14 protein-coding genes are annotated in these 15,671 nt (G+C 47.9%); all 14 read left to right on the top strand.

Going from position 1 to position 15,671, the window contains the following annotated elements:
• Positions 1-236: 236 nt before the first annotated feature.
• The 14 genes from B5F78_RS13510 to B5F78_RS13445 all read left to right on the top strand — a co-directional run bounded on the left by B5F78_RS13510 (position 237) and on the right by B5F78_RS13445 (position 15,379).
• Positions 237-719 carry a DUF4494 domain-containing protein gene (locus B5F78_RS13510; RefSeq protein WP_087207283.1) on the top strand — a complete coding sequence of 161 codons (483 nt, stop codon included), beginning with the start codon at positions 237-239 and terminating at the stop codon, positions 717-719.
• Between the two features lie 114 nt (positions 720-833).
• The gene (locus B5F78_RS13505) at positions 834-1,502 is read left to right on the top strand and encodes a YggS family pyridoxal phosphate-dependent enzyme (RefSeq protein ID WP_022040200.1); all 669 of its coding nucleotides are present in this window, start codon (positions 834-836) and stop codon (positions 1,500-1,502) included.
• A gap of 44 nt (positions 1,503-1,546) precedes the next feature.
• Positions 1,547-2,524 carry a dihydroorotate dehydrogenase-like protein gene (locus B5F78_RS13500; RefSeq protein ID WP_087406960.1) on the top strand — a complete coding sequence of 326 codons (978 nt, stop codon included), beginning with the start codon at positions 1,547-1,549 and terminating at the stop codon, positions 2,522-2,524.
• A 256-nt stretch (positions 2,525-2,780) separates the two neighbouring features.
• Positions 2,781-4,439, top strand: a complete 1,659-nt coding sequence (locus B5F78_RS13495; RefSeq protein WP_022040198.1) for an AMP-binding protein — start codon at positions 2,781-2,783, stop codon at positions 4,437-4,439.
• A 127-nt stretch (positions 4,440-4,566) separates the two neighbouring features.
• Entirely contained in the window at positions 4,567-5,820 is a 1,254-nt protein-coding gene (locus tag B5F78_RS13490; RefSeq protein WP_087406959.1) for an LA_2272 family surface repeat-containing protein, read from the top strand.
• Positions 5,821-5,925: 105 nt separating this feature from the next.
• Complete coding sequence (gene hisH, locus B5F78_RS13485) at positions 5,926-6,522, top strand: imidazole glycerol phosphate synthase subunit HisH (protein ID WP_087207291.1); 597 nt, start codon at positions 5,926-5,928, stop codon at positions 6,520-6,522.
• Between the two features lies 1 nt (position 6,523).
• The gene (gene hisA / locus B5F78_RS13480; RefSeq protein WP_087250892.1) at positions 6,524-7,246 is read left to right on the top strand and encodes a 1-(5-phosphoribosyl)-5-[(5-phosphoribosylamino)methylideneamino]imidazole-4-carboxamide isomerase; all 723 of its coding nucleotides are present in this window, start codon (positions 6,524-6,526) and stop codon (positions 7,244-7,246) included.
• A gap of 15 nt (positions 7,247-7,261) precedes the next feature.
• Positions 7,262-8,017 carry an imidazole glycerol phosphate synthase subunit HisF gene (gene hisF / locus B5F78_RS13475; RefSeq protein ID WP_087406958.1) on the top strand — a complete coding sequence of 252 codons (756 nt, stop codon included), beginning with the start codon at positions 7,262-7,264 and terminating at the stop codon, positions 8,015-8,017.
• A gap of 38 nt (positions 8,018-8,055) precedes the next feature.
• Entirely contained in the window at positions 8,056-8,667 is a 612-nt protein-coding gene (hisIE, locus tag B5F78_RS13470) for a bifunctional phosphoribosyl-AMP cyclohydrolase/phosphoribosyl-ATP diphosphatase HisIE (protein WP_087207293.1), read from the top strand.
• Positions 8,668-8,673: 6 nt separating this feature from the next.
• The gene (locus tag B5F78_RS13465; RefSeq protein ID WP_022040194.1) at positions 8,674-9,354 is read left to right on the top strand and encodes a cell division ATP-binding protein FtsE; all 681 of its coding nucleotides are present in this window, start codon (positions 8,674-8,676) and stop codon (positions 9,352-9,354) included.
• Positions 9,355-9,474: 120 nt separating this feature from the next.
• Positions 9,475-10,797 carry an aspartate kinase gene (locus tag B5F78_RS13460; RefSeq protein WP_087250911.1) on the top strand — a complete coding sequence of 441 codons (1,323 nt, stop codon included), beginning with the start codon at positions 9,475-9,477 and terminating at the stop codon, positions 10,795-10,797.
• 104 nt (positions 10,798-10,901) lie between these two features.
• A complete protein-coding gene (gene lysA, locus B5F78_RS13455; RefSeq protein WP_022040192.1) occupies positions 10,902-12,062 on the top strand; it encodes a diaminopimelate decarboxylase in 1,161 nt (386 codons plus the stop codon).
• A 307-nt stretch (positions 12,063-12,369) separates the two neighbouring features.
• Positions 12,370-14,997, top strand: coding sequence for a valine--tRNA ligase (locus B5F78_RS13450; protein ID WP_022040233.1), 2,628 nt, complete (start codon positions 12,370-12,372; stop codon positions 14,995-14,997).
• 100 nt (positions 14,998-15,097) lie between these two features.
• Entirely contained in the window at positions 15,098-15,379 is a 282-nt protein-coding gene (locus B5F78_RS13445) for a DUF4884 domain-containing protein (protein WP_087406957.1), read from the top strand.
• Positions 15,380-15,671: the final 292 nt, after the last annotated feature.

Raw genomic sequence — 15,671 nt, 5'->3', positions numbered from 1 at the left:
CAGGAAGAAAATTAATGCCAGACCGAGAGAAAAACTCAATTTCTTGACTCCGGCTGAGGTCTTTTTCAAAAATATTTCGTAATGTTGCACTCGCTGGTTGACTCTGCCCTTGCCAACCGATACTCCGTCAACCCATAAATTTACACCCCGCCAAGCATTACCGTATCAAATTTATGCGTACCTTTGCACGAAAAGAAAACAAATATATTCATCTTCAAAACAGAAAAAAGACATAAATTATGATGCATAATTGGTTCGAATGCAAAATCCGCTACGAGAAAGTGGCAGAAAATGGCATGAACAAGAAAGTAACAGAACCCTATCTGGTCGATGCGCTGAGCTTCACAGAAGCCGAATCACGCATCATCGAAGAAATAACCCCGTTCATCAGTGGAGAATTTACCGTTGCCGACATCAAGCGGGCAAACTACAGCGAACTTTTCCCTTCTGAAGAAGAAGCCGCCGACCGCTGGTTCAAGTGCAAGCTCTATTTTATCACCCTTGACGAAAAGAGCGGAGCGGAAAAGAAAACATCTGCCAACATGCTGGTACAAGCGGCCGACCTGCGCGATGCCGTGAAAAAACTCGATGAAGGCATGAAAGGCACTATGGCGGATTACGTCATCGCATCCATTGCCGAAACTGCTATCATGGATGTATACCCTTACTCGGCAGAGCCTGACGTGAAGCCAGAGTTTCCCGATGCTGACAAAAGATAAAAACGACCTATAAATGTCCTGTTTTTTAGTTTTTGAGTTTGTAAGTTTATCAGTTTTGACATACTTCAGCTTAAAAACTAAAAAACGTACAAACTCTAATAAACGTATCTATTTATGGACATCCAGACAAATTTACGAAACGTGCTTGCCGAACTGCCCGACGGCGTACGGCTAGTGGCGGTATCCAAGTTCCATCCCGCCGAAGCCATCCGCGAAGCCTACGAAGCAGGGCAACGCATCTTCGGTGAAAGCAAGGAACAAGAACTGGCAGAAAAACAGAAAACACTGCCCAATGACATCGAATGGCATTTCATCGGGCACCTGCAAACCAACAAGGTGAAATATATCGCTCCTTACATCGCCCTGATACAAGCCGTAGACTCGTATAAGCTGCTGGCGGAAATCAACAAGCAGGCAGCAAAATATAACCGTGTCATCCCCTGTCTGCTCGAAATACATATTGCACGCGAAGAAAGCAAGTACGGATTCACCCCCCAGGCTTGCCGGGAAATGCTGGAAGCAGGTGAATGGAAAAAACTGGACCACGTCCGCATAGCCGGTGTGATGGGAATGGCGACCAACACCGATGATGAGGAACAGATAGCACACGAGTTTCATACCCTGAAAGACTTGTTCGATGAATGGAAACAGGCTTTTTTCGCCGAAGAACCGACTTTTAAGGAAGTCTCGATGGGTATGTCGCACGATTATGAAATCGCTCTCCGAAACGGTACAACCCTGGTGCGGGTAGGCACCAAAATATTCGGAGAAAGAGTTTATTAAGTTGACAACTTGCCAACAATCCATTAACCTAATTATACAAAGCCATGGCAAACCTGAAAACCACATTTGCGGGACTGAAACTGAAAAACCCCGTTATCATCAGCAGTTCGGGACTGACCGACACCCCCGACAAAATCAAACAACTGGAAAATGCTGGTGCGGCAGCTGTTGTACTGAAATCGGTATTCGAAGAACAAATCCATGCCCAGACTGGTACTCTTCATGGATATGGCTCACCCGAAGCCGATGATTATCTGAACACCTACGTCCGTTCGCACATGCTTGATGCGCACATAAGCCTCCTGAAAGAAACAAAAAAACATTGCACCATTCCCGTTATAGCCAGCATCAACTGTTACAGCGATCAGGAGTGGACCAACTTTGCCGTGCTGATGGAGCAGGCAGGCGCCGATGCTTTGGAAATCAACATTCTCGCTCTACAGACCGAAAAGAACTACATCCCCGGCAGCTTCGAACAACGTCACCTTAACATTCTACACCGTGTGAAGAAGGAAGTGAAAATACCTGTCATCATGAAACTGGGAAACAACTTCACCAATCCCGTAACTCTTATCGACCAACTCTACGCTAACGGTGCAGATGCCGTGGTTTTATTCAACAGGCTCTACCAGCCCGACATCGACATCGACCGACTTACCATCGGTAGCACCGATGTGATGAGCCAGCCGGGCGAACTAGCCTCCCGCCTGCGTTGGACCGCTATAGCTTCCGCTGCCGTACCCCAACTAGACTACGCCATATCAGGAGGCGTACACAACGGGAAATGCCTCGCTAAGTCAATCTTGGCAGGAGCTGCAGCCGCTGAAGTCTGTACGGCTGTATACCGTCATGGTACCCCTGTCATCGCTACCATGCTTGATGAATTGTCACAATGGATGGACAACAAAGGTTTTGATACGCTGGCGCAATACAAAGGCAAACTCAACGCACAAGTGGCAGGCGACATCAATCCTTTCGAGCGCACGCAATTTATGAAATATTACAGCGAACACCACGAATAAATAAATTCAGGACAAATCGTCAAAAGCCCCCTTAAACGAACATAAGTGATAAGACTGACTCACTTATGTGAAACGCCCGACTTACTTATGTGAAACGGCCAACTCACTTATGTTCATCAAAATGCATGCTTGAAGTCACGATGACGCAGAGAAACACATATTTTGCAAAGAAAACGCCCGTATCATTGCACAGGTAAGAATAAAAGGATATATTTGCACAATATCGCACGAGTTGTGCAACCAATATACCCTAATTATGGAAAAAAGTTTCTTAGCGCTCATAGAGCAGAGCATCAAAACGAACTGGGACCTTGATGCGCTGACCGATTACAAAGGTGCCACCCTGCAATATAAGGATCTGGCACGAAAAATAGAAAAGCTGCATATCCTGCTAAAGGAAAGCGGCATACAGGCCGGCGACAAGGTGGCCATCTGCGGCAGGAACAGTTCGCACTGGGGAGTGGCATTCCTCGCCACACTGACCTACGGCGCAGTGGCAGTACCTATCCTCCACGAATTCAAGGCAGACAATATCCATAACATCGTCAACCATTCGGACGCGCGTCTGCTCTTTGTGGGTGACATGGCATGGGAAAGCCTCAACGAAGCTGAGATGCCCCGGCTGGAAGGCATCATTCTGATGACCGACTTCACCCTGCTGGTATGCCGGAGCAAACAACTGGAATACGCACGCGAGCACTTGAACGAGCTGTTCGGTAAGAAATATCCCCGCAATTTCCGCCGCGAACACGTGACCTACCGTCGCGATGCGGAAGAAGAACTAGCAGTAATCAACTACACATCAGGTACTACCAGCTTCTCAAAAGGAGTTATGCTACCCTACCGCTCACTTTGGTCGAACACCCAGTTCGCCTTCGAAGTACTTCCCCTCCAGCCGGGTAACCGCGTAGTGTCAATGCTTCCTATGGCGCACATGTATGGGTTGGCTTTCGAGTTTCTTTACGAGTTATGCGCCGGGTGCCACGTATTCTTTCTCACGCGTATGCCCAGTCCGAAAATCATCGCTCAGGCATTTACTGACGTGAAGCCACACATCGTTATTGCCGTGCCGCTCATCATCGAGAAAATCATCAAAAAAGGTGTACAGCCAAAAACTGAAACACTCAAGATGAAAATGCTCATGAAACTCCCCATCATCAACGGAAAGATAAACGAAGCCATCCGTGAACAACTGGTGAAGGGATTCGGAGGACAGTTCTACGAAATCATCGTAGGCGGCGCCGCTTTCAACAGTGAAGTGGAAACTTTCCTGAAAGGGCTGGATTTCCCCTACACCGTAGGCTACGGAATGACAGAATGTGGTCCCATCATTAGTTACGAAGACTGGAAACGATTCCGCCCAGGCTCATGTGGAAAAGCTGCGCCACGGATGGAAATACGTATCGATAGCCCCGAACCACATTATACGGTGGGCGAAATTCTGGTACGGGGTGACAACGTAATGTTAGGTTACTACAAGAACCCCGAATCTACCGCCCAGGCAATTGATAAGGACGGATGGCTACATACGGGCGATTTAGGCATCATCGATGCAGAAGGCAATCTCTTTATTAAGGGACGGAGCAAGAACATGTTGCTCGGTCCGTCAGGACAGAACATCTACCCGGAAGAAATCGAGGAACAACTGAACAACCTTCCGTTCGTAGCAGAATGCATCGTCATCCAACAACGCGACAACCGGCTGGCAGCCTTGATATATCCTGACTTTGAAGCTGCCTATGCTCAGGGGATGACCGACCAGGACATTGAAGCAAAAATGGAAGAAAACCGGACGATGCTGAACGCCGCCCTCCCTTCGTACTCGCAGATAGCCGCCGTACGCATCTATCCCGAGGAATTTGAGAAAACCCCGAAGAAAAGTATCAAGCGTTTCCTGTATCAGGAAGTCAAGTAAAGAGAACGGATTCAATGTATGTCATTTATTCTCATCACGGAATATGCAGATTCACACGGAGGTTTTTATTTTTCAACGTCCGGTTTTCTCCGCAACTGTATACTGTGATAGACAACATTCAAATTATATGAAACCAAACACGCTATTGGCAGGTATTTTATATACCTGCCTGCTTATGGCCACAGTGCTGCCGGCAAACGCCCAACTACGCACCCAGAAAGGACAGAAAAAGGGCATCCACCTTGCACTGAACATTACAAATCAGAAAAAGCAACCTTCGCGCACATACTTCAACCTTGGACTACTGAGTAACTACCCATGCTTGAACGGTATGGGCATCAACGCCTTGTCCAGCGTAACCTACCACCATTCAAAAGGTCTTCAGGTAACAGGACTGACCAATATCACAGGGTTAGACGTTGCAGGATTCCAGCTGGCAGGCATTGCCAATGTAACGGGCAGGAACACATCCGGCATCGTGTTAGGCGGCCTGGTCAATGTAAACGGAGGAACGATAAACGGATTCGCATTGTCAGTCATTGGCAATATGAGTGCAAGAAACACGCGCGGCATTCTTTTCAGCGGGTTGCTGAATATGAGCAATGGAAATTCATCGGGAGTGCAGCTTGCAGGAATAGCCAATATTACCGGACAAGACCAAAACGGACTGATGTTGGGAGGACTGATGAATGCTTGTAAAGACACCATACGCGGTATGCAACTCACCTCTTTACTGAATGTAGTGGGCAGTGCCAACCAAGGCGTACAACTAGCAATGTTAGGTAATGTAGCGGTCACGAACCAAGGCGTGCAACTAGGTCTGGGAAACTACAGTGCTGAAAACAAAGGAGTACAGCTGGGAATAGCCAATATCTCCAGCCATGGTCACAAAAGCCTGCAACTGGGCTTTTTCAACCTCAGCTCAGACAGCCTTGCTCACCAGATAGGGTGCATCAATATTTCACCACGCACACACATTCAGCTGATAGTTTCGAGCGGGAACTTGAATAAAGCAAACGTGGCGGTGCGCTTCAAGAACCGGTTCACTTACACCGAACTGGGCGGAGGTGCATGGTACTTCGATCTTGACCACGATCTCTCGGCTTCTGCTTTCTACCGCGCCGGTATATACCTCCCGCTTTGCCGCCTGTTGGAAATCAGTGCCGATGCTGGATTTTACCACATCGAAACACTTGATAACAAACACAAAGGATATCCTGCACGGACTTATGCCCTTCAACCACGCCTGAATCTGGAGTTCCGCATAACGAAAAGACTGGGCATCTTCGCCTCGGGTGGCTATGCCTGGACACGCCCGTATAGCAAGGGACACACCTTAGACCACAAAGGGACTTTCGAAGCCGGTATCGTTCTATTCTAAATGCAACACATTCCAAACAAAACTACATCTTTCTGCTACAAATAATAGGAATTCAACAATAATTCGCTATTTTTGCAAAAACAAAAAAGAAACAAGAGAAAAAGCATGAATGTAGCGATTATCAAATACAATGCAGGAAACATCTTCTCGATAGACTATGCCTTGCGCCGGTTAGGGATAGAGCCGGTCATTACCGCCGACAAGGAACTTATCCGAAAAGCGGATAAAGTCATCTTTCCGGGCGTCGGAGAAGCCAAGAACACCATGGAATACCTTCAGGAGCATCAGCTGGACCGGCTGATCACCGACCTGAAACAACCCGTTTTAGGCATTTGCCTGGGCATGCAATTGATGTGCCGGCATTCGGAAGAAGGTGATGTCCCGTGCTTGGGCATTTTCGATGTAGATGTCAAGCGTTTCCAGCCTGTCCGCCACGAAGACAAAGTGCCCCACATGGGTTGGAATACCATCCAATGCACAGACAAGCTATTGTTCAACGGTTTCGAACAAGAAGAATTTGTCTATTTCGTGCATAGCTATTACGTTCCGCTAAACGATTTTACGGCAGCCCGGACAGACTATATCCTGCCCTTCAGTGCCGCCCTGCACAAAGACAACTTCTATGCCACTCAGTTTCATCCCGAAAAGAGCGGGAAAACCGGAGAACGTATATTACAGAACTTTTTAAACATAGCATACTGACATGATAGAACTAATCCCAGCCATCGACATCATTGATGGAAAATGTGTCCGTCTCTCGCAAGGCAATTACAATTCGAAGAAGGTCTACAACGAGAATCCGCTGGAAGTAGCCAAAGAGTTCGAAGCATACGGCATCCGCAGGTTACATGTGGTCGACTTAGACGGAGCCGCATCCCACCATATCGTGAATTACCGCACATTGGAACAGATTGCCACTCATACCTCGCTCATCATCGATTTCGGCGGAGGAATCAAGACATCGGGCGATATCGAAATCGCATTCGAGAGCGGTGCCGAAATGGTCACACTGGGCAGTGTAGCCGTGAAACACCCCGAATGGTTCTGTGAATGGCTGCAAACCTACGGGAACGAGAAAATCATTCTGGGAGCGGATGTGAAAGACCGCAAAATCGCCATCAACGGCTGGAAAGAAGAAAGCCCGATGGAACTGATGCCTTTCTTAGAGCAATACACACAAAAAGGAATCACCAAAGTATTGTGTACCGACATCAGCCATGACGGAATGCTGGACGGTCCTTCTCTCCCGCTCTATCAAGACATACTGAAAGCCTGCCCCGGAATTTACCTGATAGCCAGCGGAGGCATCAGCTGTATGGATGATATCCTGAAACTGGATGAAGCAGGCATTCCAGCCGTTGTATTCGGGAAAGCCATTTACGAAGGACGGATTTCACTAAAAGAACTTAGCCACTATATAATATAATAAGGAGTAGAGCGCATGTTAGCAAAACGAATCATACCCTGTCTGGATATAAAGAACGGACAAACCGTAAAAGGAACCAACTTCATCAACTTGCGCGAAGCAGGCGACCCCGTGGAACTGGGACAACTCTACAGCGAACAAGGAGCCGATGAACTGGTCTACCTGGACATTACAGCCAGCCACGAAGGACGGAAAACGTTTACCGACTTAGTGAAACGCATAGCTGCCTGCATCAATATCCCGTTTACCGTAGGCGGAGGCATTCACGAGCTAAGCGATGTGGAGCGCCTGCTGAATGCCGGTGCCGATAAAGTATCGGTCAATTCTGCCGCTATCCGGAATCCCCAACTCATTGATGACATAGCCCAGCATTTCGGTTCTCAAGTATGTGTGGTTGCCATTGATGCCCGCCAAACGGAAAAAGGATGGAAATGTTATCTGAACGGAGGACGGGTGGAAACCGAAAAGGACTTGTTCAATTGGGCACATGAAGCCAACGAACGGGGAGCCGGAGAGATACTTTTCACCAGCATGGACCACGACGGAGTGAAAAACGGATACGCAAACAAGGCACTGGCAATACTGAGCGACACATTAACCATTCCGGTCATCGCTTCGGGAGGAGCCGGGAACAAACAGCATTTCAAAGACGCGTTCACGCAAGGGAAAGCCGATGCGGCACTGGCGGCAAGTGTATTCCATTTCGGCGAAATACCCATACCCGAACTGAAAGCATACCTCCATACGGAAAGCATTAACGTAAGAATTTAACTGATTATATATCTCATAACCCTTAAAATGAAAAAACTATGCAACCCGACTTTGATAAAATGGACGGATTAGTCCCTGCCATTATCCAAGACAGCTATACCCAAAAAGTGCTTATGCTTGGATTCATGAACAAAGAAGCCTACGAAAAGACCTTGACAACAGGCAAAGTCACGTTCTATAGCCGTACCAAACAACGCTTATGGACGAAAGGCGAAACCAGCGGGAACTTTCTGGAAGTAGTTTCCATAAAGAGCGATTGCGACAATGATACCTTGCTCATTCAGGCACACCCGACCGGTCCTGTATGCCATACGGGCACCGACACTTGCTGGGGAGAAAAAAACGAGCAAGACATCATGTTCTTGAAAGAATTGCAAGACTTCATCGACAAGCGCCACAAAGAAATGCCCGAACACTCGTATACTACCAGCCTGTTCCGCTCCGGAGTCAATAAGATGGCACAAAAAGTAGGCGAAGAAGCTGTAGAAACCATTATCGAGGCTTGTAACGGTACCGATGAACGTCTGATTTACGAAGGAGCCGACCTGCTGTATCACCTGATTGTACTACTCACCTCAAAAGGATACCGCATCGAAGACCTGGCACGGGAATTGAAAGAACGTCATAGCGCAACCTGGAAAAAACATTGATGACTTATGGACGAAACACCGCTAATCCGATACAAAGGAGTGGAAATCGACCAACAGGCTCTCTGCGTCCTGCATGATGTGGACTTCGAACTGCATAAAGGAGAGTTCGTCTACATCATCGGCAAAGTGGGAAGCGGAAAATCTACTCTCCTGAAAACAATTTACGGAGAACTGGACATTGCGAAAGGAGAAGCCACCGTATTGGGCTATGATATGAAAAAACTGAAGCAAAAGAACATTTCCGAATTGCGGCGTAAACTGGGTATCGTGTTCCAAGACTTCCAGCTACTTATCGACCGGACCGTACACGACAACCTGGAATTTGTGTTGCGTGCCACCGGATGGAGACAACGGCAAGCCATCGAAAACCGTATTGCGGAAGTACTCGAACGGGTAGGCATGGAAAACAAAGGCTATAAGATGCCCAACGAACTGTCCGGAGGCGAACAGCAACGCATCGTGATAGCGCGCGCCATACTGAACAGTCCAGATATTATCCTCGCCGATGAACCGACAGGAAATCTGGATGTGGAAACCGGACGAAACATCGTGGAACTGCTGAAGGAAATATGCAATCAAGGCTCGGCTATCATTATGACTACCCATAACCTTCACCTACTCTCCGAATATCCGGGAATCGTTTACCGTTGCGAACAGCATCATTTGCAACGCATTGGCGAATCCTAAAAAAAACAAAGAGACCAAGATTTTAGCGGCAAATCATAAAAAGACCGTGAAATATTCGTATCTTTGCGCACAGAAAAGAAATAGTATTTAAAGTGAACAATTAAAAATTCGAAACTGAAAATGAAAGTTTTAAAGTTTGGAGGAACGTCAGTAGGCTCGGCACAGAGAATGAAAGACGTTGCCAAATTGATTACCGATGGCGAACAGAAAATCGTAGTCCTGTCTGCCATGTCGGGTACAACCAATACCTTGGTCGAAATTTCAGATTATCTGTACAAGAAAAACCCAGAAGGTGCGAATGAAATCATCAACAGGTTGGAAAGCAAATACAAACAACACATTGATGAACTTTATTCTACAGAGGAGTACAAACAGAAGACACTGGAATTTGTAAAATCGGTATTCGATTACATCCGGTCGTTTACAAAAGATATTTTTACGTTGTTCGAAGAAAAGGTAATCTTGGCACAAGGAGAAATCATCTCTACCAACATGGTTACCAACTACCTGTGCGAACAAGGCGTAAAAGCCTATTTGATTCCTGCACTGGAATTCATGCGCACGGACAAAAACAGTGAACCTGACTTGAATTATATCCGCGAGAAACTTGCCGCACAGCTGGAAGCACATGCGGGACAAGACATCTACATCACCCAAGGATTCATCTGCCGCAACGCATACGGCGAAATCGACAACCTGCAACGGGGCGGAAGCGACTATACCGCATCCCTCATCGGAGCCGCTATCAACGCTTCTGAAATCCAGATATGGACCGACATCGACGGCATGCACGACAATGACCCGCGTGTGGTTGACAAAACATCGCCCGTACGCCAGCTGCATTTCGAAGAAGCCGCAGAACTGGCATACTTCGGTGCTAAAATCCTGCACCCCACCTGCATCCAGCCTGCCAAATATGCCAATATTCCGGTGCGCCTGCTGAATACGATGGAACCAAGCGCCCCCGGTACCTTGATTTCAAATGATACCGAAAAGGGGAAAATCAAAGCCGTAGCTGCCAAAGACAACATAACAGCCATTAAAATCAAGTCGAGCCGTATGCTGCTGGCTTACGGGTTCTTACGGAAAGTATTCGAAATATTCGAAAGCTACCAGACCGCCATTGATATGGTCTGCACCTCGGAAGTAGGCGTATCGATGTCGATAGACAATACCAAACATTTAAATGAAATTGTCAATGACTTGAAGAAATACGGCACCGTTACCGTTGACCACGACATGTGCATCGTATGCGTTGTGGGCGACCTGGAATGGGAAAACGTGGGCTTCGAAGCCAAAGCACTCGATGCGATGCGTGACATTCCGGTACGTATGATTTCATTCGGAGGCAGCAACTACAATATCTCGTTCCTGATTCGGGAATGCGACAAGAAGAAAGCCTTGCAATCCTTGAGCGACGTGCTGTTCAATACCGGCAAATAACGAAATCTTCTTCATAACTTTTATATAACACGGAAAGCGGATGGTACGGTTGTAACACAAACCGCATCGTCCGCTTTTTTTATAATACTTAATACAAATCGATTATGAAAGGTATTTTTCCTGTAGAGAGATTCCAAAACGTAGAAACTCCTTTTTATTATTACAACGCCGACCTGTTGCGCGAGACATTGAACGTTATCCGCACCGAAGCCGGAAAGTACAACAAATTCTGTGTGCACTATGCCATCAAGGCAAACGCCAATCCTAAAATCTTAGGCATCATCCGCGAGAGCGGACTGGGAGTGGATTGCGTAAGCGGCTGGGAGATAGAAGCGGCTATCCAAGCAGGGTTTCCCGCAAGCAAGATCGTATTTGCCGGAGTGGGCAAGACCGACAAGGAAATCAACCTTGCACTCGACCACGACATCTTTTGCTTCAACGTAGAGTCTGTTCCCGAACTGGAAGTCATCAACCAGCTGGCTGCCGGCAAGAACAAGATAGCACGCGTAGCTTTCCGCATCAATCCTGATGTAGGAGCACATACACATGCCAATATCACCACAGGACTTGCCGAAAACAAGTTCGGCATCAGCATGCAGGATATGGATAAGGTTATCGACCGGGCACTCGAAATGAACCACGTGAAGTTCGTCGGCCTGCACTTCCACATCGGTTCGCAAATCCTGGATATGGGAGACTTCATCGCCCTGTGCAACCGTGTAAACGAATTGCAGGAAAAACTCTACGCACGCCAAATCATCGTGGAACATATCAACGTAGGAGGAGGGCTGGGCATCGATTACGCGCATCCCAACCGGCAATCCATCCCCGACTTTGCCGAATACTTTGCTACCTACCACAAGCACCTGAAGCTTCGCCCGCAACAGACTTTGCACTTCGAGCTGGGCCGTTCTGTAGTAGGACAATGCGGAAGCCTCATCACACGCGTCATATACGTGAAACAAGGCACCAACAAGCAATTCGCCATCGCCGATGCAGGCATGACCGACCTCATCCGCCCTGCCCTTTACCAGGCATACCACAAGATAGAAAACATTTCCTCCGAAGAACCGGTGGAAACCTACGATGTAGTAGGGCCTATTTGCGAATCGTCCGATGTCTTTGGAAAAGCCATCGACCTGAACCGCACACATCGTGGCGATTTTCTTGCCATCCGCTCTGCAGGCGCATACGGAGAAATCATGGCATCCGGGTACAATTGCCGACCGCTCCCGAAAGGCTACACGTCGGACGAACTGAGATAACACATTCCCGGTTCTTTACTCCTGCAAACAAATACTAAGCCGCTCCGCCAGATGCGTGCAGATGCATCTGGCGGAGCGGCTTTGTTTCAGACCGGTTTCAACAGGCTAAAACTACCGTTCTCACCCGATAAAACCTTTAATACAAACCGGCATTCCTTCCCGTACAGCCCCATAGCTTCATCCGCTTGCCCCGGCACATCATGTCACGTCATTTGATTCTGCTGATTTTATATGCATATTCCAAAGAATTTATTACCTTTGCACGCTGAAGCAGAATAAGGTAAACATTAAAAACGAATAAAATAAGATGGAATTAGCAAGTAAGTACAATCCCGCAGATGTGGAGGGGAAATGGTACCAGTATTGGCTGGACAACAAACTATTCAGTTCGAAACCCGACGGACGTGAGCCGTACACCATCGTCATCCCGCCGCCCAACGTGACCGGCGTGCTCCACATGGGACACATGCTTAACAATACCATTCAGGACATCCTGGTGCGCCGCGCACGCATGACCGGCAAGAATGCCTGCTGGGTGCCGGGAACCGACCATGCCTCGATTGCCACCGAAGCAAAAGTAGTAAACAAACTGGCACAAGAAGGCATTAAGAAAACCGACCTGACACGCGATGAATTCCTGAAACACGCATGGGCGTGGACAGACGAACACGGAGGCATCATCCTGAAGCAATTACGCAAGCTGGGCGCATCGTGCGACTGGGACCGCACGGCATTCACCATGGACGAAACGCGCAGCAAGAGCGTCATCCGTGTCTTTGTAGACTTATACAATAAAGGACTTATCTATCGCGGTGTGCGAATGGTGAACTGGGACCCGAAAGCCCTGACCGCACTTTCTGACGAAGAAGTTATCTATAAGGAAGAACATAGCAAGCTCTATTATCTCCGCTATAAGGTAGAAGGAGATTCCGAAGGACGCTATGCCGTAGTAGCCACCACCCGCCCCGAAACCATCATGGGTGATACGGCGATGTGCATCAACCCCAACGACCCGAAGAACCAATGGCTGAAAGGCAAGAAAGTGATTGTTCCGCTGGTGAACCGTGTGATTCCGGTTATCGAAGATGATTATGTGGATATCGAATTCGGTACAGGCTGCTTGAAGGTTACGCCGGCACACGACGTGAACGACTATATGCTGGGCGAAAAGCACAACTTGCAAAGCATCGATATCTTCAACGACAACGGAACCATCAGCGAAGCCGCCGGACTTTATGTAGGCATGGACCGCTTCGAGGTGCGCAAGCAAATCGAAAAGGACCTGGAAGAAGCCGGACTGATGGAGAAAGTGGAAGCCTATACCAACAAGGTAGGCTTTTCGGAACGCACCAACGTGCCTATCGAGCCGAAGCTCTCGATGCAATGGTTCCTCAAGATGCAGCACTTTGCCGATATGGCATTGCCTCCGGTAATGAACGATGAACTGAAATTCTATCCTGCCAAGTACAAGAATACGTACCGCAATTGGCTGGAGAACATCAAGGACTGGTGTATCAGCCGTCAGCTTTGGTGGGGACACCGCATCCCAGCATACTATCTGCCGCAGGGAGGATATGTAGTAGCCGAAACACCCGAAGAGGCTCTCGAACTCGCCAAGCAGAAGACCGGCAACCCCAATATGAAAGCGGAAGACCTCCGTCAGGACGAAGACTGCCTCGATACGTGGTTCTCTTCATGGCTTTGGCCCATCTCGCTGTTCAATGGCATCCTCGACCCAGACAATGAGGAAATCAACTACTACTATCCGACAAGCGACTTGGTGACCGGACCGGACATCATCTTCTTCTGGGTGGCACGTATGATTATGGCAGGTTATGAATACAAACACGACATGCCGTTCCGCAACGTATACTTTACCGGTATCGTGCGCGACAAAATCGGACGCAAGATGTCGAAGTCGTTAGGCAACTCGCCCGACCCGCTGGAACTGATAGAGAAATACGGTGCCGACGGCGTGCGCATGGGCATGATGCTTTCGGCTCCCGCTGGAAACGATATCCTGTTCGATGATGCGCTGTGCGAACAAGGACGTAACTTCAACAACAAGATATGGAACGCCTTCCGTCTGGTGAAAGGATGGAACGTGGCCGACATCGAACAGCCCGAATATGCCCGCATCGCCACGGAATGGTTCAAGGCAATGCTGGCAAAAACCACCCTTGAAGTGACAGACTTATTCGGCAAATACCGCCTGAGCGAAGCGCTGATGGCAGTTTACAAACTCTTCTGGGACGAATTCTCAAGCTGGTACCTCGAAATGGTGAAGCCCGCATACGGACAACCCATCGACCGCACCACCTACGAACAGACCCTGAAGTTCTTCGAAGCCTTGCTCATGCAGTTGCATCCGTTCATGCCGTTCATCACCGAAGAATTGTGGCAACACATCTACGACCGCCAGCCCGGCGAAAGCATCATGACGCAACAGCTGGACAAAGCGGAAGGGTTCAACGAAGCTTTGGTAAACGATTTCGAGAAGGTAAAAGAAGTCATCGGAGGCATCCGCACCATCCGCTTGCAAAAGAACATTGCACAGAAAGAAACCCTGGCTTTGGAAGTGGTTGGAGCAAATCCGGTATCCGCATTCAATTCTATCCTGGCAAAGATGGGAAACCTGTCCGATATCCATACGGTAGAAGCAAAAGCAGAAGGCGCAGCGGCCTTCATGGTAGGTACTACCGAATATGCCGTGCCATTGGGCAACCTCATCAATGTAGAAGAAGAATTGAAAAAGCTGGAAGCCGACCTGAAATATCAGGAAGGATTCCTGCAGAGCGTGCTGAAAAAGTTAGGCAACGAGAAGTTCGTAAGCAAAGCGCCTGCCAATGTGATTGAAATGGAGCGCAAGAAGCAGGCAGATGCTGAAACGAAGATTGCCGCACTGAAAGAAAGCATCGCCGCACTGAAGAAATAACTTTTTTAGAATGAAGAATGAAGAGTTAAGAATGAAGAATGAGAATAAGGTTAACTGATAAGTTTCTCTTCTTCATTCTTAACTCTTCAACCTTACCGATATGAAAAAACGCTTCCAATTCTGCCTGCTCGTATGCAGCACGTTGATGATTTCCTGCAACCTGAATGTCCCTTTGCGATACGAAAAGCCAAGCAACAACGATACCTATACGATAGATTACCTGTTCCAGCACGACGGAGTGAAAGTATACCGTTTCCGGGACAGAGGAAACTACGTATATTTCACGACTCGTGGAGATGTAACCAGCATCCACGCGGATTCAACCCAACAACGTACCGTCACCATCTATCGGGAAGACAGCATTGTTTCCCCGGTTTGGTAAGAAAGGATTTAATCCGTTCAGCAATTTAGTCGCACATTTTTTCGGAGATATGGAAGAAAACTTGTAATTTTTCCGCCGGAAATAAACTGATTGCTTTCCTCTGCTTTTCCATTATTTCGTGAAACCGGTAAAAGTCCACCTTTTTCCATTGGCACTTATCTTCCTTACATTTATTGAGATAGAATTAAGAAGCTGTTTTGAATTTATCGTGCGATGATTTGGGATGAGTTTTTGAGGCATTTTCGCTTTTGTGATGAGGAAGATAGCGGGCTATCTGACGAAGAACAGGAGC

This window comes from Bacteroides sp. An279 (assembly GCF_002159615.1).
In the GTDB taxonomy this organism is placed as follows: Bacteria; Bacteroidota; Bacteroidia; order Bacteroidales; family Bacteroidaceae; genus Phocaeicola; species Phocaeicola intestinalis.
This window is presented reverse-complemented; position numbering and strand designations above follow the sequence as displayed.